The 20888-nt window shown below is 37.0% G+C and carries 19 protein-coding genes and 1 pseudogene; 6 read left to right on the top strand and 14 right to left on the bottom strand.

The window, feature by feature from the left end:
* The first annotated feature begins 178 nt into the window (after positions 1 to 178).
* Both MLOOGBEN_RS18405 and MLOOGBEN_RS18400 read left to right on the top strand, forming a co-directional pair.
* Positions 179 to 583 carry a hypothetical protein gene (locus tag MLOOGBEN_RS18405; RefSeq protein WP_256989163.1) on the top strand — a complete coding sequence of 135 codons (405 nt, stop codon included), beginning with the start codon at positions 179 to 181 and terminating at the stop codon, positions 581 to 583.
* A 158-nt stretch (positions 584 to 741) separates the two neighbouring features.
* Positions 742 to 1653: an EamA family transporter gene (locus tag MLOOGBEN_RS18400; protein WP_179159723.1), complete on the top strand. Its 912-nt coding sequence runs from the start codon at positions 742 to 744 to the stop codon at positions 1651 to 1653.
* Positions 1654 to 1696: 43 nt separating this feature from the next.
* Here MLOOGBEN_RS18400 and MLOOGBEN_RS18395 read toward each other — a convergent pair whose 3' ends face one another.
* From MLOOGBEN_RS18395 to MLOOGBEN_RS18380, 4 genes are all read right to left on the bottom strand, one after another.
* Entirely contained in the window at positions 1697 to 2965 is a 1269-nt protein-coding gene (locus MLOOGBEN_RS18395; protein ID WP_179159722.1) for a S8 family peptidase, read from the bottom strand.
* 198 nt (positions 2966 to 3163) lie between these two features.
* Entirely contained in the window at positions 3164 to 4048 is an 885-nt protein-coding gene (locus MLOOGBEN_RS18390; protein ID WP_179159721.1) for a glycine betaine ABC transporter substrate-binding protein, read from the bottom strand.
* 1 nt (position 4049) lies between these two features.
* Positions 4050 to 4901: an ABC transporter permease gene (locus tag MLOOGBEN_RS18385; RefSeq protein WP_179159720.1), complete on the bottom strand. Its 852-nt coding sequence runs from the start codon at positions 4899 to 4901 to the stop codon at positions 4050 to 4052.
* Positions 4871 to 6157: a quaternary amine ABC transporter ATP-binding protein gene (locus MLOOGBEN_RS18380; RefSeq protein ID WP_179159719.1), complete on the bottom strand. Its 1287-nt coding sequence runs from the start codon at positions 6155 to 6157 to the stop codon at positions 4871 to 4873. The genes MLOOGBEN_RS18385 and MLOOGBEN_RS18380 overlap by 31 nt, the downstream gene beginning before the upstream one ends.
* 272 nt (positions 6158 to 6429) lie before the next feature.
* On the opposite strand from MLOOGBEN_RS18380, the gene MLOOGBEN_RS18375 reads away from it, so the two are divergent.
* A complete protein-coding gene (locus MLOOGBEN_RS18375) occupies positions 6430 to 6972 on the top strand; it encodes a GbsR/MarR family transcriptional regulator (protein ID WP_179159718.1) in 543 nt (180 codons plus the stop codon).
* Positions 6973 to 6998: 26 nt separating this feature from the next.
* On the opposite strand, the gene MLOOGBEN_RS18370 is transcribed toward MLOOGBEN_RS18375, so the two are convergent.
* The 4 genes from MLOOGBEN_RS18370 to MLOOGBEN_RS18355 form a co-directional block, all read right to left on the bottom strand.
* The gene (locus MLOOGBEN_RS18370) at positions 6999 to 7229 is read right to left on the bottom strand and encodes a hypothetical protein (RefSeq protein ID WP_179159717.1); all 231 of its coding nucleotides are present in this window, start codon (positions 7227 to 7229) and stop codon (positions 6999 to 7001) included.
* 86 nt (positions 7230 to 7315) lie between these two features.
* Positions 7316 to 7777 carry a flavin reductase family protein gene (locus MLOOGBEN_RS18365; protein ID WP_179159716.1) on the bottom strand — a complete coding sequence of 154 codons (462 nt, stop codon included), beginning with the start codon at positions 7775 to 7777 and terminating at the stop codon, positions 7316 to 7318.
* A 363-nt stretch (positions 7778 to 8140) separates the two neighbouring features.
* Positions 8141 to 8896 carry a CsxC family protein gene (locus MLOOGBEN_RS18360; RefSeq protein ID WP_179159715.1) on the bottom strand — a complete coding sequence of 252 codons (756 nt, stop codon included), beginning with the start codon at positions 8894 to 8896 and terminating at the stop codon, positions 8141 to 8143.
* 214 nt (positions 8897 to 9110) lie between these two features.
* The gene (locus MLOOGBEN_RS18355) at positions 9111 to 11087 is read right to left on the bottom strand and encodes a DUF7852 domain-containing protein (protein WP_179159714.1); all 1977 of its coding nucleotides are present in this window, start codon (positions 11085 to 11087) and stop codon (positions 9111 to 9113) included.
* A 347-nt stretch (positions 11088 to 11434) separates the two neighbouring features.
* On the opposite strand from MLOOGBEN_RS18355, the gene MLOOGBEN_RS18350 reads away from it, so the two are divergent.
* Positions 11435 to 12196: an N-acetylmuramoyl-L-alanine amidase gene (locus tag MLOOGBEN_RS18350; protein WP_179159713.1), complete on the top strand. Its 762-nt coding sequence runs from the start codon at positions 11435 to 11437 to the stop codon at positions 12194 to 12196.
* A 131-nt stretch (positions 12197 to 12327) separates the two neighbouring features.
* On the opposite strand, the gene cysC is transcribed toward MLOOGBEN_RS18350, so the two are convergent.
* From cysC to MLOOGBEN_RS18335, 4 genes and pseudogenes are all read right to left on the bottom strand, one after another.
* On the bottom strand, positions 12328 to 12945 hold the full coding sequence (cysC, locus tag MLOOGBEN_RS29350) for an adenylyl-sulfate kinase (protein ID WP_368737804.1): 618 nt from the start codon (positions 12943 to 12945) through the stop codon (positions 12328 to 12330).
* Positions 12946 to 12960: 15 nt separating this feature from the next.
* A pseudogene (gene sat, locus MLOOGBEN_RS29345) lies at positions 12961 to 14094 on the bottom strand (sulfate adenylyltransferase); the annotation flags it as partial.
* A gap of 341 nt (positions 14095 to 14435) precedes the next feature.
* On the bottom strand, positions 14436 to 15359 hold the full coding sequence (locus MLOOGBEN_RS18340) for an NAD-dependent epimerase/dehydratase family protein (protein WP_179159711.1): 924 nt from the start codon (positions 15357 to 15359) through the stop codon (positions 14436 to 14438).
* A 278-nt stretch (positions 15360 to 15637) separates the two neighbouring features.
* On the bottom strand, positions 15638 to 15976 hold the full coding sequence (locus MLOOGBEN_RS18335) for a DUF1360 domain-containing protein (RefSeq protein WP_179159710.1): 339 nt from the start codon (positions 15974 to 15976) through the stop codon (positions 15638 to 15640).
* Between the two features lie 154 nt (positions 15977 to 16130).
* On the opposite strand from MLOOGBEN_RS18335, the gene MLOOGBEN_RS18330 reads away from it, so the two are divergent.
* Entirely contained in the window at positions 16131 to 16391 is a 261-nt protein-coding gene (locus tag MLOOGBEN_RS18330) for a YecA/YgfB family protein (RefSeq protein WP_095246996.1), read from the top strand.
* A gap of 554 nt (positions 16392 to 16945) precedes the next feature.
* On the opposite strand, the gene MLOOGBEN_RS18325 is transcribed toward MLOOGBEN_RS18330, so the two are convergent.
* Both MLOOGBEN_RS18325 and MLOOGBEN_RS18320 read right to left on the bottom strand, forming a co-directional pair.
* The gene (locus MLOOGBEN_RS18325) at positions 16946 to 17482 is read right to left on the bottom strand and encodes a M67 family metallopeptidase (RefSeq protein WP_179159709.1); all 537 of its coding nucleotides are present in this window, start codon (positions 17480 to 17482) and stop codon (positions 16946 to 16948) included.
* On the bottom strand, positions 17397 to 19718 hold the full coding sequence (locus MLOOGBEN_RS18320; protein WP_179159708.1) for a coiled-coil domain-containing protein: 2322 nt from the start codon (positions 19716 to 19718) through the stop codon (positions 17397 to 17399). Before MLOOGBEN_RS18320 ends, MLOOGBEN_RS18325 begins: the two co-directional genes overlap by 86 nt.
* 398 nt (positions 19719 to 20116) lie before the next feature.
* Between MLOOGBEN_RS18320 and MLOOGBEN_RS18315 the strand changes: the two genes are divergently transcribed.
* On the top strand, positions 20117 to 20869 hold the full coding sequence (locus MLOOGBEN_RS18315; RefSeq protein ID WP_095247000.1) for a BMQ_0737 family morphogenetic spore coat protein: 753 nt from the start codon (positions 20117 to 20119) through the stop codon (positions 20867 to 20869).
* Positions 20870 to 20888: the final 19 nt, after the last annotated feature.

Here is a 20888-nt window from a genome sequence, read left to right as displayed (position 1 = left end):
TCTCTTCACCCCAATTTAGTAATTTGAATTTTCCAACTAATACTATTCTATCATATTATATTTTGAAAAAAATGCCATAAATAGTAACTTTTTTAAAAATATTGTAGAGAGTTAATCGTACTAATTCCCTTTGAAGGCTAATAAATTAGAATATACGTTCGATGAGGAGGAGAGGATCTTGGTTAAACAGAATGATTCCTTCATTACAGATGAAATGTTGGTTAAATATTATGAGCTTAGCAAAAAGAAAAAGGAAATCGATTTGGAATTGAATGAATTAAAGGACACTTTTCATGAGTACTTTAATAAACTTGTCGGTCCCAAAAATAAGGCCGAAATCACGATAAATGGCTATAAGCTGCAGCGGCAAATGAGGAAAATTGAAAAATATAATGAGGAAGTAACGGTAAAAAGGCTAGAGGAATTACAAATGACCGATCTCGTTCAAGTGGTAAAGAAACCGGATGATGTCAAAATTAAGTCTGCACTTCAACTAGGGTTGTTAGATGAAAAGAATCTAGAGGGCTGTATTGTTACCTCCTATTCCCCTGCCATTTCAGTAAAAACATTAACGCCAAGATAAACGGGAAGGCCATGAGCCCTGTATGGGTTAGTGGCCTTTCTTTTTAGAAAGATCTCAAATAGTGGAGGAATTCCTCTACAAATTTATCCATTCCCCCCTTTTAAACGATTGATTTTTTTGCTAAATTTAAAGAATGGTTGTTTTTGGAGGGGATATCTATGAATACACTGGGTGCCGTTATGTCGTACCCAAGGGCAAGAGGGATTTTGTTAGTGTTAATTGCGGCAACAGCCTGGGGTGTATCTGGAACAGTCGCTCAATTTCTTTTTCATCAGCAAGGTTTTAGTTCAAGCTGGCTCGTGGTCGTTCGATTGTTATTGGCTGGAATGGGCTTGCTCTTTTATTCTCATACAGTTGGGAAACAAAATATATGGGGTATATGGAAAAGCAAACAAGATATCTTTCAACTCGTAGCATTTGGAATCATTGGAATGCTTGGGGTACAATATACTTTTTTTGCAGCAATCGAACACGGAAATGCAGCAACTGCTACAGTATTACAATATCTTGCGCCGGTTATCATCGCCCTATATTTATGCTTCCGGGCAAAGACATTTCCTGTAAAACATGAAATGATTGCAATTGTTTTAGCGCTGGGAGGAACATTTTTGCTTGTAACAAAAGGAAATATCCATACACTTGCAATTTCTGGTCCTGCCTTTGGCTGGGGAATTTTATCTGCCTTTGCGCTTGCCTTTTATACCTTGTTTCCTGTCAGCCTGCTGTCCAAACGGGGTACGACTTTAATTGTTGGATGGGGAATGATGCTTGGTGGTATTGTTATGTGCTTTATTCATCCTCCGTGGAGATTTGAAGGTCACTGGTCTCTCACCTCTTTTATAGCAGTTGCTTTTGTGGTTATTGTTGGTACCTTAATCGCATTCTTGTGCTTTATGCAAAGCCTGAAATACATAAAGGCCTCTGAAGCCAGCCTTTTAGCGTGTATTGAACCACTATCGGCTGCATTCCTTGCAGTGGCTTGGCTTCATGTTCCCTTTAGTCCGATTGAATGGTTGGGTGCATTTTCGATCATTGTAACAATATTTATTTTGGCCGCAGTAAAACGGTAATTTGAAAAAGCCATCTAAATTTCAGATGGCTTTTTTTCTATGATTATCTTACTCTCGCAAAACCAAATCCTGAAGCATAATCGTCCCCTGTTGCTGCACCGTATCCACCTTTAATATCGTATAATTTTGCTCTTCTTTGTAACTCGGAGCGAAGCTGAGTATGAGACCAAGACGAATTAGAGGACCAGATTTTTGCAGCTAACCCTGATACATGCGGGGTAGCCATTGAAGTTCCACTGATGGTATTATAGTTCCCATCGTACCAAGTCGACTCAATGGCAGCACCCGGTGCAGAAATCTCTACATCACGCTCATGGATGATAAAATCACCATCTGTTGATGGATTTCCGCGTGAAGAGAAATTGGCTACTCGGTAAGTGCCATTTTGCTGAACATTTTCTAGAGCTACAACGGCAACAGCATTTTTCAATGCGCCTGGATATCCAATTGTATTTGAAGCATAGCCATCATTTCCTGCAGCAGCAACCACTAGAACTCCCCTGTTATATGCATAATCAACTGCACTAGCAATCATCGTGTCTTTACCGCTGGAGCCAAGTGACATCGAAAGAACGACTTTTGAGCCTGTTCTTACGGCTTCATCTGCAACATGACGAATCGCTCCAGAAATATCATCCGAGTAACCAGACCCACTGTCCGTTAATACCTTATATGCCCAAAGTTTAGCTTGCGGTGCCACTCCGTATACACCTAGCCCGTCAGATGCACCATGAGCAAGTGCAGTTCCTGCTACATGTGTACCGTGTCCGTTTCGATCAGTACAACTTCCATTTACTAGTGCTGAGGAAGATTGGGTAAAGTCTTTACATTGTTCACCACTTCCAACTAAATCATAATGATTAATATAAACGCCAGTATCTAAAACGGCTATTTTAATTCCAGCTCCACCAGATGTACTTGTAATATTTGGATCATTGTAAATGGCTTGCATACCCCACGGTGTCCGGTCACTTGGCAGGGAAGTAATAGCGGTTGTACCGATTTTATTTTTTGAAGCGTTTTCAATTCGATCCAAATGAACTTCTGGTACGTTTTCTATTGTTAAATTCTTATTTTTTAATAATGCTTGATATTGCTTCGCATTCACCGTAGTAGAATAGCCTTCAGAACCGAAATCCCATCGTACTCCCGTACTTTCTTTTGCTTTTTCCTTATCAGAGCTTGGTCCTTTAATAATGACCCGGTAAGTTTCCTTTGAGTCTGTTACCTCACCATACGCAGCTGAGGCAAACAGTGAAACTCCCATTGTAAGTGCAAGTAATGCAGAGGCAATCCTTTTTTTCTTTTTCATCTTATTTCCCCTCTCAATTTTTCTATGTACAGCTTTTTAGTGGCTGTAATATTGAGTTTATTTAGAAATTTCAAATTAATCAATATATCATTTATCATAGGAAGTTGGGAAATAATTCGGGGTAATTACTAAAATTTTTAGTGCCTATAACGAATAAAGAGACCCCCATTTTTGGGGGTCCCTTCCATTCTAAATCTTCTATTCTTTTAAATCTTCAATTGAATCAATATCCATATAAGCAGGAACTACTAGTCCTAGTTTTGTACCTTTAAGGTTTTCTCCCAAATCCTCGAACTCACCTTCGTACTTGTCATAGTAATCGGCATGTGTTGAAGGCAGCCATCCAGCCACATGAGCATCTAAGCTTCCATCTGCAACACCAGTCCACATCGGTCCCGCTTCAACCTGAGTAAGTGTTACGTCATAGCCTAAATCCGTTAACACCTTACCGATGACATTTGTACTGGCAATTTCACTATCCCAGGCAACGTAACCAAGCTTGATTTTTTCTCCAGAAGCTTTCTCTACCCCATCTGTCCATTCAGCCACTTTGTCAGCATTTTCCTCAACCCATTTAGCGGCTGCAACTTCAGGATCTTCTCCGTTTACGATATTATTCATCACAACATTCATATCATCAGGTGTCCACGTAAACTGATCTAGAACTTGATAGGCACCTGGATGATCATCCTTTAACCCATTTCTCGCAATACTATGAATGTTTTCGTCTTTACCAAAAACCCCATTTGGATCCTCTAAGTATTTTAAATCGAAGGAAGCAAATTTCCAATGTGGTGTCCAGCCGGTAACAATAATAGGCTCTTCTTTTTCATAAGCCTTTTTTAATGCTGCCGTCATCGCGGCACTAGATCCTTCAACAAGAGTCCAATCTTCTAGTGCATATTCCTCAACGACTTTAGCGGAAGCCTTCATTAGACCGGCACCTGGGTCAATCCCAATAATCTCATAATCTACCTTTTCCCCTACTGTTCCTGCCTCGTTACTTGTTTTATCTGATCCACAAGCTGCAAGACCTACTGTTAATAAAGCTGCCGATAACGTAACCATCCATTTTTTCTTCATTTTAAACAGTTCCCCCTTGTTTTTTACTTTTTCCGATATTTTGAGTAATTCGGTCGAGAATGATTGCAATCACGACTATGGATAGCCCTGCCTCAAACCCTTTACCAATCTGAATTTGTGTGACGGCACGGTAAACATCTGCACCAAGACCTGGTGCCCCGACCATGGAAGCGATAACCACCATTGATAAAGCGAGCATAATACTTTGATTGATCCCCGCCATAATTGTTGGCATTGCCAGTGGCAATTGAACCTTTAGTAATCTTTGAGCGGTGGTTGAGCCAAATGCTTCTGTTGCTTCAATAATATCCGCCGGTACTTGTTGAATACCCAAGATAGTTAAACGGATCGTCGGCGGCATTGCAAAAATGACGGATGCGACTACTCCTGGAACCACACCGATATTAAAAAAGAAAATAGCAGGAATTAAGTAGACAAAAGCAGGCATCGTTTGCATAAAGTCAAGAACAGGTACCACAACGTTCTTTACCATTTGTTTTTGTGAAGCCCATATACCCATAGGAATCCCTAATAAAATCGAGATAAATACAGCGGTTAACACAAGTGCAAGTGTTTCAAGCATTGGCTCCCAGTAACCAAGGTTATCTACTAGAAATAAACCAATTAATGTAAAGAGACCAATCCCTTTATTTGACACCTTCCAAGCAAGGAGCGTTAATAAAATGATAAATACATAGGAAGGTATAAAACCAAATCCTGCCACCATTCCTTCTACTACCGACTCTAAAATGGTGGTGACCCCATCAAAAGCGACTTCTAAGTTTGTCGTCAGCCAATTAACAAAATCATCTACCCAAACAGCTATTGGGAGTTTCGGGAGCCATTGTTCCATGTTATTTTCACCTCCTTGACTGATTGACCTGCCGCTGCCTCAGACTTTGCGGTATTTATTTGGTTATTGTCCTGACTATTACCCGCCAGGGCGCCGATGACTGCTCCTCTGACAAGAATCCCTTTTAGCCTATTGTTTTCATCTACGACCGCAACGGGTATCGTGGCTACTGAGACTTTTTCAAATAAATCGGTTAGTAACGTATCTGGTGAAACAGTCGTTACATCCTCTTTTAAAATATTTGTTAAGTCTTGTCGAAAATCGATTGCCTTGTTTGCTTGTGAGGCCGTTACCGCCCCAAGTAAGGTTTTCTTCTTATCAACGACATAAATACTCGAAATTCCTAGGTCTTTCATGATTTGAAGCGCAACTCGCGGACCTTTTTCAATCGAAACTGTTTCAGCCCGTTTCATGACATGACCAGCAGTTAAGACTTTAGATAAGTCAACATCTTCTACGAATCTCTCAACATAGTCGTTTGAAGGGTTCATTAAAATCTCTTCAGGCGTTCCAATTTGAACAATTACACCATCCTTCATTAAGGCAATGCGGTCACCAATTCTTAGTGCCTCATCTAGATCATGCGTGATGAATACAATCGTTTTCTTCATTGTTGACTGAAGGTCAAGAAGTTCATCCTGCATATCTTTTCGAATTAATGGATCTAATGCACTAAAAGCCTCGTCCATTAATAAAATGTCCGAATCATTTGCTAAGGCTCTCGCTAATCCAACCCTTTGCTGCATGCCGCCGCTTAATTGTTGAGGATATTGATGTTCATACCCTTCAAGCCCAACCAGCTTTAATGCATTCATCGCTTGCTGTGAGCGCGTTTCTTTCTGAATCCCCTGGACCTCCAAGCCATACTCCACGTTCTCAAGAATGGTTCGATGAGGAAGAAGTGCAAACTTTTGAAATACCATACTAATTTTCTTGCGGCGAACCTCTCTTAATTGTTCTTTGTTCATTTTTACAATATCCTCACCGTCAATGTACACTTCCCCAATTGATGGATCGATGAGTCGATTTAGCATCCGGACGAGCGTTGACTTACCACTTCCAGATAAGCCCATAATGACAAAGATTTCACCAGCTTCCACTTCAAAGCTTGCTTTACTAACCCCAACCGTTGCTCCGGTTTTCTTTAGAATAGTCGCTTTCGATTCACCTTCATTTAAAAGTTGAATGGCTTTTTTGGACTTTCCAAATACTTTTGTGACATTTTGAACCCTTATTTTTATTGGATTATTAGTCATTTGTTCACCCCTATCTATCTATGTTGCTAGTTAACACCACTTTCTGGTCTTACCTACCTATTATAGTACCAATTTAATATTGCGGGCAAAGTTGGTAATTAGCCATATTCGCTCATAAAGTACGTACAGAAAAAACTGTACGTACTGCACATATAAAATCCTTAATATTCCTCTAAAATGCTTCCATATCCTCCCTATGTGGATTCTTTACTTTTTATTGAAACATGATAGTCTAATAAAAGGACACGTATAAAGATTGGTGTGATGACAGGATGAACGGTGAAAAAGAGCTAGAACTCGCGCGTGAACGGGTAATTGATGCGATTTCTAAAAATATGAATTTATATGGAGTTACCGAATCAATTGGCCGATTATATGGGGCATTGTACTTTCAGGAAGGTCCGTTGACACTTGATGAAATGAAGGAAGAGCTTGGAATGAGTAAGACGAGTATGAGCACCTCTGTGCGAAGCTTATTGGAATTGAAAATGGTGGGAAAGGTTTGGAAAAAAGGGATCAGGAAAGACCTCTATCAGGCGGAGCCAGATTGGTATCAAACCTTCATCGATTTCTTTACCATAAAGTGGCGCGCAGGGATATCCCTAAATATAAGCGCTATGCAGAAATCTCTAAGTGAAATTCAATCCCTGCTTGATGATGAACGTGTGGACACAAATGTAAAAGACCAAGCAAACATAGATTTTGATAAACTAACCTCTGCAATAGAATATTATGAATGGCTAAACCGGTTAGTGGACAGTTTTGAATCCAAGGAGATTTTTGAATTTATTCCAAAAAAAACGGAGAAATCATAAGATTCCTCCGTTTTTTTGACATCGTTTTATGAAGTGAAAGATTGAACTAAGATGGCTAAAACAAATACAGATAGAAAAATGCTAATATATCCACGGCGTTTTTTTCCATTTTTTAGCTCGTCTAACCCGCCGACCAAAATAAAGGCACTTAACCCCAGCATCATGAAAGGCTGTGCCACGAAGTTTTTTGTCAGTAATCCGAATCCAGCTAATAATAAAACAGCAATCCCTAATGTAATTCGTAACTTTTTAAACAAGGTCAATCCCTCCTGTTCTTATTGTACAATATTGTACTAGAACCACAATAAGAAAAAGCTGCCATGGACAGCTTTCTCAAAGTAAGTTATGCCTCTAATTTGCGGTATTGGCCTCCGAAATATAATAACGGGTCCCCTTCGTTCACCTTAAGATCAGTAACCTCACCGATAAATAAAATGTGGTCCCCTGCCTCAACTTCTTTGTAAAGGTTGCAAGTCAGGTTTGCAAGTGCCCCTTCGATAACAGGTAATTCGCCGAATTGTACAAAATTATAAGGAGTTTCCTCTTTGATTTGCCCGGCAAACCGCATGGATTCTGTTTGTTGATCAGCAGATAAAAAGCTTACCGCAAATTTTTTGGATTGTTGGATAAGAGGTAACATTCTTGCTCTTTTATCAATTGATACAAGGATTAGTTTAGGACTTAACGAGACAGATACGAAAGCATTCGCTGTCATTCCATGTGCCTCACCATCAACTTCAGTTGAAACAACGGTTATCCCCGTCGCAAATTTCCCCATTGCATTTCGAAAAAAACGATCATCCATTTCTCTACACCCCTACTCTCTCTTACAAATCTCTGATTGCTCATCTAGTAAGCTAGTTAACCTAGAAAACGAACACTCTTCTATAATTTTATTACCTTTGTTATCTTGTGTCTAATTTTATGATTTTCCTATCTTGATAGGTTTCAAAAGAGCGGTCAATTTTCCAATTACGAACTATAGCAAATTTATGTATTCTATTATTGAAAATAAAGTCACCCAGAAGAATATCTATCATGGTTCTCAAAATATTCTTTAAGGTTTTGTTAAATGGAATATAATCGTGTTTGGAGCGCCTATAAATAGGCGCCCCTCGTTTTATAAAAGTCAATTCTATTTGATCAAGTTAGCTAATTCTTTATCAAATTAATTGCCTGGTCCAACAATCCCATTAGTTGATGATGGGATTACTTGGTTTCCTTCTACTTCAAATTGTTGAACTTGTAATACTTTAAGAGTAAGATCCAGTACGATTTTTTCACGTAAGAGGTTAAAGGCAGCTCCCGGTTTTTTAATGTTCGGTGAAAAATCGAGCTCAAAGAAATTTGCACGGATTAACTCGCCATAAGGTTGTTCATTATAATTCACTTGATTTTGAAAGAAAAATTTATCAAAGCGTGGAGATAAGTCATCTTTATCATCTAGAAATTGTGCTGTAGCGTCTGAAGATGCGGCAAGAATCGGGAATGCAAGAAAGTCTCCAGCAGTTAGTTCTGCATAGCCGGAGAATGGGATTGTAGCAATTTTATCAACTAGCGGTGCATTACAAGCAACGGAAGCATACTCAATATTTTTACGAATTGTCCCAGCTACAAATAATTTTGCTCTAGTTACATTAAAAAAGTTGGTACCTGGAATAGGTGTAAAGGCAACAGGCACGAGTTTCACTTGAGTAAGTTGCACATTTTTATGAACTCTTTTAATCTCTGTTGCTGCAGGGAAAAGAGGGACATTTGCTTCAACTACAACTTGGAGAGTTCTCTCGGCTAATACAATTGGAACCTTAAGAGTTGCTGTACTAGGAATAAGAACACGGCCTACTGCAGAGTCACCAAATGCGCCTTGTTGGTCTGAAACAACTGGACAGACCAGCGGTTGAGCTTGATCATTCTTTTTACACATAAAAAAATCATCCTTTCAATTATATCTATTTATTTGTTTACACCCATATAGTATTCAACCTGTACAAATCAGTATGGGTTTTAAGAGTGGTGAAACAGCCTTTTTTTAAAATGGAACATGCGTGCTGTGACTATTATCTATTGAGGATGCATCCATGGTGAGGAATAAAAAAACCTACTAATGAAAGTTACTTCACTAGTAGGAGGGTGATCGGTTAAATCCAATTTTTAAGCATTTGAACTTGAACAGGCTGCTCTTGGAGTAAATGAATCCCTAATTCCAATACGATAAATTGTTTTAGTTTGATTCTAGGGGTCTTTATATATTTTTCTTCCTGCTTAAAAATATTAATATTTTCATGAATTTTAGAATAAATTAATTTGCCATGTGTATTTTCGGGATAATAGGTAGTCTTGATAAATTGTGTTGGATCGGCAGTAGATATCTGTTGGTCAAGATTGTTTTGAAAGATGAATGATTTTTCCTCAATGGAACCGAAAAGAGGCGGGTGCAGGAAATGATTAATTTTTACTATACTGCTAAAGGGAATCTTTTTGCTCATAGAATTAATCAGCCGTTCAGAGTACTGGCCATGATTTGTTTGAGCTGGGTTGGGACTATTTGTAGAGTAGGTTTGAGGCACATAACTATATCTACCGAAATTTAGTTTTCTTAAGTACATTGATTTCTTTTGGTTCATTTGGTTAAATGCTGATTGATTTTGCACATATTTAGAAGTTTGCTGATTTTCAAAAATATACTTAATATCTTGTTGAATGAATCCTTCAATCATTAAATTCCCCTTTAAAGCTTTGCAAGAACCATTATCTAACAATGGCGACAATTCAGATGGTATAAATTCACAAGTTGTCACTATGACTTTTTTAGAAATTTCTCTTATTTCTTTTACTTTTTCTGCGAAAATTTCTTCATCTTCTAAACAAATTTCAATATTATATTTTCCAAGAATAACCGGAATCTGAATATTCAAGAAATCAGTATCAGTATTCATGTTATTTCTTTTCAAATCATTGATACCAAATAAATCTTTAGAAAAGGTCAATTGTTCCTCTTTATGATAATTAGATTTTCTTTGAGATTCTTGATCTTCAAGGTGTGTTTTTACTGTATCACTTGTAAGTAGTATTGTTAGTTCCCTTTCTTTTTCACGAACTGTTCCAACATGTAGGGTGTGTTCTTGACAAGATTCTTCCGAAAGGGCTGGGTTTGTCTGGTCATATCCCATTTCAACGATTGTTTCGATAGGGGGGTGCTCAACAAAAGTTGCTTCTGCCGTAACCTTCCTTTGTTGAAATGAAGAGGGATTCTCTTCCATTGCTGTTAATATGTTCTCTTTAGGAGAAGGAGGCTGCTCTTCGTACGCTGCCATCGGCTCGTTATCAATGTTAGATTTTTCTTCAAGAACTGCCTTTGGCGTAGCTTTAATCTGGTGTGATGTAGAGGAATCCCCTTCTATTGCTGTCATTACGGTCTCTTCAGAAGAAGGGGGATACTCTTCATCCGCATACATGGGCTCGTTTTCCTGGATAGGAGTGTACTCACCAATATCTTCTTCTGCAGTTACGACAAGTTGAGGTGAAGAAGGCTTTTCTTCCAGTGTTACCATTACATTCTCTTCAGAAAAAGGGGTCTGCTCTTCATTCGCTTCCGTGACCACATTCTCTTCGAATGGAGAAATCTGCTCAGAAATATTATAAATATTTTTATTAGTAGTTTTCGAGTATTTTATTTCTTTCATAAAGCTCATCTGGTAATTTGCTTTTGATTGGAGATTCGTTTCACAATCAGGGTCTATTTCCTTCCCGTTTGATAAGGGTTTTTCAAAACTAGACAGTTTAACCCTTTGAAAATTTAAATTTTTTTTTGAAGAAGCTGGATGATTAATTTTAGCATTTATAGTTCCATCATTTTGATTGATTTTAGATTCTTCAATAGGATTGTTCCGTTTCTCATCTTTCACTGGTTCATTTTTTTTCTTTCGATTCTTGTTCGTTTTTGAATCCCCTGTCTGTTTTGATTGTTTTTCCTGTTTACTGGGCCTTTCTATGTCTTCTTCAATCTCGCCCACACATTCCAATACAATCGGTTTTATTGGAAATCTCATAAATGTATTAGTTTGCTTAGAGATTAGTTCTTCCATTTTCTTTTTGTTTGTCCATGGAGTCTTCACATTATTCAACTCCCTTAATTACAAATCCTTACTTTATTTATGTATGCTAATTACTCATTAAAGTGTACGGATAGCTACTTAACAAAAGGCTTTACTCTAGCCTAATTTATCTATTCCTTTTTTGTAGAGGTAAGCTGATTCACTTGGTCCTAAGAGGAGGTTCTTCTTTCATTTTTTATTGAAAAGTTTTAGTTTAAGGTTCGAAAGTTTCTTCTTATTGGAATGTAAGGTCTTCCACGCTTAAGTTCCTATTGCTTTTTGAGCATAATTTTATCTTTAATTGTTGTTAGTAGTCCAAGCATATCAGTACTTTTTTAATATGTTATTAATGGAGGTGATGAATTAAGATGGTTAAATTCTTTATCGACCCCGGACATGGCGGTTCAGATACTGGAGCTTTAGGGAATGGACTGCAAGAAAAGAATCTTACTTTACAAATAGCGACGACTCTAAAAGATATATTACAAAATGAATTCGAAGGTATATCAGTCCTAATGAGTAGGACAAGCGATCAGACTGTCAGCTTAAGCGAAAGAACAAATGCCGCAAACAATTGGGGAGCAGACTATTATCTCTCCATCCATATCAATGCAGGTGGGGGTACAGGTTTTGAAAGCTATATTTATCCAGGAGTTGGCCCCCCTACAACCACATACCAGGATATCATTCATAATGAGATTCTAAAGGTAGTAGATTTTGCTAATCGTGGTGAAAAATCAGCTAACTTCCATGTTTTAAGGGAAACAATGATTCCAGCTTTGTTAACCGAAAATGGGTTTATAGATAACACCAATGACGCTAACAAATTAAAATCACCAAGTTTCTTAGCAAGTATTGCCAGAGGACATGCTAATGGATTAGCAAGAGCATTTAATTTAGCGAGAAAACCAACTGTTCTGTATAAGGTTCAAATTGGTGCATTTCGTATCAAGTCTAATGCAGACAACCTTGCATCAGAGGCAATATCGAAAGGTTTTGATGCCGTTGTTTTACTTAGAGATGGTCTATATAAAGTCCAAATTGGCGCTTTCGCATCAAAAGAAAATGCAGAATCTCTAGCAGCTAAAGCAAGGAATGCCGGATTTGATGCCATTGTGTTTATAGAATAATTCAGTTGTCCTTAGCAAATTAAACTTTTAAGCGTTGGTGGTAGAGCAAGATTTAACATTCCCCCGCCTGAAATTCCCATTTCAGGTGGGGGAATGTTAAAGACTCTTCTCTCTCAATCCCATAAATTTAGCTAGGTTTCTATCAATTGTTTTTCCTCTAAATACTTGATTATTAGCGCTACGCATTCTTGAATTGAATACTTGCTTGTATCGATAATCAATTCCGGATTAACCGGTTCTTCATAAACAGAATCCACACCTGAAAACTCTTTTATCTTTCCCTCTCTTAGCTTTTGATAAAGACCTTTGGGATCCCGTTTCTCGCAAACATCCAACGGACAATTCACAAAAACCTCGATAAATTCATTTTTTTTAACTAATTGACGTACTTGATCTCGATCTTTTTGAAACGGAGAAATAAAGGCTGCAAGGACAACCTGACCACTATCTACGAATAATTTTGAAACTTCACCGATACGCCGAATATTTTCATGTCTGTCTTCTTTTGAAAAACCTAAATCTTTATTCAGACCGAACCGGATATTATCCCCATCTAATACATAATTCCTAATTTTACGATCAAATAATCTATTAGCTATTTCATTGGCGAGTGTAGATTTTCCTGAGCCAGATAATCCCGTAAACCAAAGAATAAAGCTTTTATGACCATTTTGTTCTCTCCGGTCTTTTTTTGTAATACTGGAATAATGCCATGTTATGTTCGTTGCCTGTGATTTTTTTTCTTCCACATGCAAAATCTCCGTTTGTTTCCGTAAACCTTTTATTAATACCTCGACAACCTCTTTACGGCTAAAGGTGCTTGGAGGGTAAATACCGTTACGTAATAACTTCCTTACTATTGTTCCAGAAAGAGCTACATGATTGTCTTTGCCATGTGGGCATGTTTTAGTTGAAGCCATTCCTTTACACTTTAAGCAATAAAAACTATGTTCAAAGAAAAGAATGTTGATCCCAAGTTCCTCGCTGGTGAAGTTCTTAAAGATTTCTTGTGCTTCATAGGTGCTGTAATAGTTACCTACTCCTGCATGATCACGTCCAACAATAAAATGTGTACATCCATAATTTTTACGAACGATAGAATGGAATACTGCCTCGCGCGGGCCAGCATAACGCATTGCTGCAGGGAAAACAGATAGAAAAACCCTGTCTTTTGGATAATAATGATTTAACAAGACTTGATAGCTTTCCATCCGAATTTCTGCTGGTATATCATCAAGCTTTGTCTCACCAACAAGTGGATGTAAAAAAAGTCCATCTACAATTTCAAGTGCTGATTTTTGGATATATTCATGTGCACGATGAATAGGATTCCTTGTTTGGAATCCCACCACCGTAGTCCATCCTAGCTCTTTAAATTTTCTTCTTGTTTCAGCTGGATTGGTATGGAAAGAAGCAAATTCCCCTTTTTTATTATTTTGTACTAATCTGATCTCTCCACCTGCATAAATATTTGACCGTTCATATAATTTTTTGACTCCTGGATGCAGTAGATCGTTTGTTTTATAAACCTGCTTTGCCTCCTTCTGTTTATTGGGTGTATACAACTGTTCTAATTTTAAGACACCATACACGACCCCCTCTTTAACGAGCTTTATCCATTCACCAACAGTTAATTCTTCAGCTTGCTTCTCATTAACTGGGAGTGTTATCGGAATACTCCAAACAGTACCATTCACAAGATGCATATTATCTACAACGGATTCATAATCTTCTTTTTTCAAAAATCCTTTTAATGGACTATAAGCCCCAATAGCAATAAGTTCGAGATCACTTAATGACATGTTATCTAGTTCTATTTCATTTTTTAGAGATTTATAGTCAAATTCTGGATCAAATAAATTAACCAATGATCCTCCATGAGGAATACTCTGACTCATCACGAACACCTTCCTTTACTTATATAATTGGTAGAGGTTACCTCATTTGGTCAGGAATGTTGTTAATTTTTGGTAGAGAATACCAGCTTGTACATTTTAAATGTTAATAATTTTTTGAGGAATTTTATATAGTGGAATTTCAATTTTTACCTAAGATAGATATGCAAAATAATGATTAAAATATAGATATATTCTTTTATAAATAGATTCAAATTGTCACCAAGATAATAGCAAATAAAGAAATATGTCAATAATGGATGGTTATTATCATTAAGTTCGGGCAATCACTACACTTCCTATCCCTTTTGCTTTTAATAAAAAGCATTTAGTGGAATTTTTATTTAAGATTTATCCCTCTGCCATACATAAGCATATGTTTCCTCTAAACCTTGTAGAATATCAAAAGTAGGATGCCATTCAAGTGACTGAAGAGCACTTTGATTATTAAGACAACTATGTTTAATATCACCCTTTTTACCATCGACAAAAACATATCCAATAGGGGAACCGTGTATTTTATTTAAAAAGCCAATCAATTGGTTAATGGAGGTTGTCCTTGAGGTGCTGATATTGAAAGTTTGGCGGTCACCACTTTTAATTGCAGCGATATTGGCTAAAACAATATCCTTTACATAAATAAAGTCCCTAGTTTGTTCGCCATCCCCATGTATTAACAACATCTCATTCCTCTTTATGCGATTAAGAAATACTGCTATAACCCCTCCTTCTCCCTTTGGTAATTGCCTTGGACCATATACGTTTCCGTATCGAAGAATGGTGAATGGAAGCTTATAAAGATGAGAAAATAAACGGATATAGGATTCGGCAGTTAATTTTGATAATCCGTAATACGAAATTGGTACAGTCAAATCGGTTTCCGATAATAAATCGGTCTCCAAATCTCCATAAACTGCTGATGTCGAAGCAAAGATGATTCTCTTTACCCGCGCTTCATGACATGCTTCCAAAATATTAATTGTTCCATTAATATTGACACTTGCATCATAATTTGGTTCGCTGATAGATTTTCCAACATCAGCCTGGGCAGCTAAATGGAATACTATATCCGGCTTTTCCTGGTTAATAATTTGTTTAGCCTTTGTACCCCGAATATCCTCTACATGAATAATGGCAGAAGGATGAACATTTTCCAATCGTCCCGCTATAAGGTTATCGAGTACATGAACTTCAAATCCTCGTTTAACAAGCTCTTCCACTAAATGGGAACCAATGAAACCAGCGCCTCCAGTAACGATCGCCTTCATAATATATAAGTCACCTCTTTTTTCTAACCATCTTATTCTCGAAAATTAGAAAAGGTATAAGACATGTACCCCTTTTTTTGTTTAGGAGTCTACTTTCAACATTTTCTGAAAATTTTTTTATTTACCTTAGGACAGGTTCACTACATTCAATATCTAGAATTTGAATACCCTTTAATAATCCATGAAAAATTCATTTTAACGAAAGTGGTTTTCTCCCACTTTCTTTTTTTGGATACCCCTTTTTTTAAAATAAAGATGGAAAAGGAAAAACACACAAGTTAAATTTTCGATTCTATAACGGCAGCAGCTCCTGCTACGGCTAGAACAAGAAAAAATGGATAAGTAATAGGAAAATAGAGATAGATAAACACTACAGTTATGGAGGACCAAAATCCTACACACCAAAAACAGCTTAGAAGAGAACCGATAAAATGCCTTATCCCCGTACCCTTTATGTCAATCGTCTCTTCTAGTTGACCGAAATTATTTTCTACTATATTCACAGAAAAGAATGGGCGTCTAATAAAAGAAGTAATTTTATCAAAGACAATTAAATGGGTTAAACGAAAGGAAGCAAAAATGATAATAAATAAATCCATCCAATCCAAACTGTACATACAATCACCTCATTTCTCACATAAATTTGATTCATTGTATGTTTAGACCCTTCAAACGTTCCTTAGATACCCTTATCAATTTATTGAATGAATGCAACAGGTAACGAATATAGTGAAATGACATAATATGTACTACAACTGGAGGGGATTTTTTATGGAGAACGATAAAATGCCAAAAGAAAAGCCGATAGTTTGTTCGGTTGTAACAGAATTACAAGCAGCACAAGTTGCTAAATTATGCGAGAGCTATGACATTCAAGCAATAATCCGAATGAAGCCTTTTGTTGATATTTCTCACCTAAAAAAAACTGTAAAGGCTAAGATGAAAGAAAAATTATACGAACCATGTCCGTGCGGTAAAGGAAAGAAGTTTAAGTTTTGCTGTTACCAAACAGAAGTTGATATAAAGCTATAGAAGAAACAGTCTTCCTTTTGGAGGGCCTTTTTTTGTGAGAGGACAACCGTATTTCCCAGACTTAAACAATACTTATCCTTAAGGGAGTGGACTAGGAGTACATATTTTGTAACTACTTATAAATTTAGGGTTATCAAGAGAGGAAAAATAATTCAGACCGCAAGAAGCGGTCTTATAAAGTAAAAATTTGACGGATTTTTATTTATTTTAATTTATTTTTTACTCCCACCTGTTTGGGTTTTCCGCACCCGCATCCCCCAGAATCAGATTTCACCCTTTTATTGGAGACAACTCCCTGTGATAAATTATTGTCAGCTATTTTACGTCCCATATACACTTTTGATTGCGGTGAAAATTTTGGAGTAAGAGATCGACTTACGTTTTGCCCACCCCGTCTGGTTTTCAAATTAACTACCTCCTTGCTAAGTAGGGTTCCATAAATTATATGTATCTATGAATTACGATGTGTTCCCATTTAAAGGGGAGAGGATGGTTTAAAAAATAAGTTTAATAGAACAACAAAAAACGGCGTTCTCTTGGGACGCCGTTTAAGTTCACTCATCAATTATATTTAATTTCACTGGGATGACTTTTTTGTTATTTAGTTTAAAACAACCCACGTCTACTTTTCCTTTATAAAACGAAACAATAAAGTAAGCAATCTGGTCGTAAGGATTATTTTCAATATCTTGTGATGAAGGAAAGGCAGGTGATGTGGGATGCGAATGGAAAATGCCTGTAAGATTTTCATCCTTCTCATTCATTTCCATAACTGCACTTTTAATAGCCTCTTGGGACATATAAAACCGATTTAGACGAACTGATTCATTTTTTATTTTCCATAAAGTGTTGCCTGTTTCATTAATACCCGAAAGTAATCCACATGCTTCATACGGTAATGCCTGTTTGCAATAAGCAATTATTTCCTCATATACAGACTTCTTTATATAAAAAGCTTGATAATTCTCTTTTTTGTTCTTAATCCCTTTAGTTTCAACACTTCGATCAGGGAGACGAGGGCTGGGTTGTTTTACTTCGTAATGTGAAAAAATCCATCGGCGCGGGACTTGAGTTTGTACTTTTTTGTACATTCTGATATTGTACTTGCTGTTGAGATATATTTCGTTGAAACCAATCTCCTGATTGTTGGCCCTGAGGTAAGGATGGATTGTTTTCTACGGGTATTGGCTGCTCCAAATTCTTTATGGTTTCTTCCACAGCTGGCTGTACTGCCTTTTGGATTCCGGATGTCATAGGCGGTTGAGTGATAAACTGTCTAATAAAATTTTCCTTTTCTTTCAAGTTTGATTCTATTACGGCAAACTTAGCTTTCATTTCTTTCATTTGGTTCTCTGCATACACTCTGTCCTTTTCGTATTGATCAATTTTTTCTTGATGCAATTTCAGCTTTGAATTAAATTGTATCATCTGATTTTGGAGGGCCAGTTCACTTTCCTTTTGGATTTTATAAATTTCTACTTTTTTGTCCTCTAGTTCTGCCGTTATTCTTTCATTTTTCTTCTCAAGCTCCTCCATTTTCACGAGGGTAGCCTTTGTTTCAGCTAATTCAGATTTTAATTCATCAATTTGTTTGGACCATGATCCTTTTTCTGAATCAAAAAACTCTGATTTTTCTTTATACACGTTCACTTGATCCTGGACGTGTTCTAGTACATGCAGGTAGGAGTCTTTTTCACGCTGATAGTTATGGGTTAGATTATTAAATTCTTCAATTTTTGTTTCCAATTCATCTTTCAACTTGAGTTTTTCCGTTTCAAAAAGTTCGAGGCGAATCAAGGAATCCTGAGCTTTCAGTAACTCAGTTTTCATCACTTCAATCTGATTTTCAAGCTCACTTTTTCGAGCCTCCGACTTTTCAAAGTCATCATTAAGCTGAATTAACTCTTGCATAAGTTTCTCATTCTCCTTTTTCATTTGATTAATCTTCCTATTTTTTGCCTCCAATTGGTCTTGCAGTGAAGATGCCGTCCTAATGATTGTCTTTGTTTGAGTAAAAACTTCATTTAGTTCGGACGTTATATTATCAAGCCTTTTTTCGTCCAACTCCCTTTGTATTGAGAATTGTAAAACACTGTCTCGAATTGAAGTGTTTTCCTCATCGAGAATGGCAATCCTTTTAAGAAGGCCTGCTCTTTCTTCCATAAATTGATGATTTTCTTTCTCTAGTCTTCTGACCTCTTTCAGCCTATATTTTAGACGAGCAAATAATTTGCTTTTTAATGTTTTTAATTCCATTATTTGCGTTTTTGCATTCGACAATTCTGCTTCATGTTTACCAAACACTTTAAGATCGGAATGCTTCTCTGAGTCCAATTGGGTAATCTTCTGTAGATAGATTACGTTTTTCTGAGTTATTTGTTCCATATTTTCTTTAAAAACTTCCAATTGCTGAACAAAACCTTTATTCTGTGCAGTTACATCGTCTAAAACCCTTTGTTTCAAATTCAGCTCATTTTGAAATTTACTTTTATCCTTTTTCAACTGGTTTAATACTTTTTGCACCTCAGATAATTCAACACTCATTTCTTTATTTTCTTGAATTAAAGTTTCTTCTCCTTTCTTCAACAACTCAACATTTTTTTTATATTCCTCAGTCTCCTTTTGGAGCAGTGCAATCCCCTGTTGTAAACTCCCAATGTTTTCATCTTTTTCAGTTATTTTTTGACTCAATTCATTAAGCCTAGCTTGTAATGCTTGGTTATCTTTAAAGATTTCTTCCCTCTCTTTAATTGCTTTTTTCAATAAAGGTTCAAGTTTTTGGAATTTAGCCTCCCATTCATTTTCTTTTGAGGATTTCTGGTGAGATTCTTTATATTCTTTCCTCATGAGAGATATTTCTTTTTTTAAATCCTCCAATTGGACTTCCATAATTTGTTTTTCTTTAAAATGTTTTTCTGAGTTTTCCTCATGCATTTGGGCTTCTTTTCTTAAGTTTTCTGCCAATTTGACAAGATTGGTATTTTCAGCCGCAAACCGATCAGTTTTTTTAAGCGATTCCGCTGCTTCATTGCTCTCTTTTAGTTGGGCTAATTTGGTTTTATAGGCCATATTTTTTTGGAGTACCTTATTGTATTCATGAATGAGTTTATTTCTATCCTGATAATACGTCTTATGCTCATTGAAGATCTCTTGCATTTCTCTTCTCAAATTAACATTTTCTTGTTGCAGCCTAACCATTTGCTCACGGTAACCTCGATCATTTGTTTGACTATTGGAGTGGCATTGTACGAGTTCTGACTCCAGATGAATCACTTTCTGCTGCAGCTGCAAGTGGGTTAGTTTTTCAAAGCGCTGCCTTTTTGACATTCGTTTCCCTCCCCTAGGCAAAAGCCCATTTCTGCTCTTAACATGTTTATGCAAGTTTAAGACTAACGTTTACCAACCGATGAATAAAATTATCTTTTAAAGGATTCCTCGTCAATAATATTAGTGCTAAATATAAGCGGACTAGCAACCTTAATTTGTAAAGACAGCCAATCATACATAAGAGAAAAAATATTCAGGCTTGGTTATCGGAATTTTGGAGAACATTCACACACTTCAGGAATATATTGTAATGGGTGAACTATTGAATTTATTTTGTTCTTTCCTGATTTTTTAGAAAAAGTATAACAAAATTCAAACACTTTTCAGGAAAGCAGCATAGTATACAATAGGCTCAACCCAAAAAAGAAAAGAAATATAAGAGAGAGGATGATTTTTTCATGGATTTTAAAGCGATAAGCGGTGGTCAGGAGACTCTTTGTATCAAAGTGAACAAAGTCTACGACTGGGTAACTCGCCAAGTAGATGTTCCTCTATTGGCCTTTGATAGAGGTGACCTTGGAACCACATTGTTCTTTGATTGCCCCGGGGGTATTACACCAACACCAGGTTCTGATGACCCTTGTGCTATTCTCGGTGGAAACTATACGGTAGAATGTTTCCCTTCAGATGAGGACGGAACCCCTATTGATCCTTTAGCACCTGGTGCTATTCTTTGTACAGAAATCCCGCAGCCAGAAGGTCGTGCAAGCGGGCAGTTTCAATTGCCTGATGGATCTACAGTTACTCTTCAAAAGGTAAAGGTATTAAAAAAGGGATTTATTGTTGTTCGTGTGACAAATGCAGCAGGTGAGGTTTGTACATCCTTACCAATTCCTTGGGCTGTATCCGAGAAGTTTTTCCTTTGTGCACCTCCTGGCACGTTCCTTCAATGCGAAATAACTGATTTTGAATGTGATGCTAACTTAATCTGTCGACCATTAGCTACACCTGGAACTTTCGAATTCCAACAACTCGATATCTCTATCAATCTTTGCCAAAATGTTCAAATGGAGGCACTGGTAAAGCTTGAAATTACAGCTGACTTCTGTCAGCCGCGGACGGATATGCCGTTTGTTTGTCCGCCACTTGCATTCCCGCCACAATGTCCAACAATTTTCCCAGGAGTAGGACCAACTCCCACTCCTCTATAGAAATAGGGAATATGACTAA

This window comes from Bacillus sp. EB106-08-02-XG196 (assembly GCF_013396335.1).
Lineage (GTDB): Bacteria > Bacillota > Bacilli > Bacillales > Cytobacillaceae > Neobacillus.
This window is presented reverse-complemented; position numbering and strand designations above follow the sequence as displayed.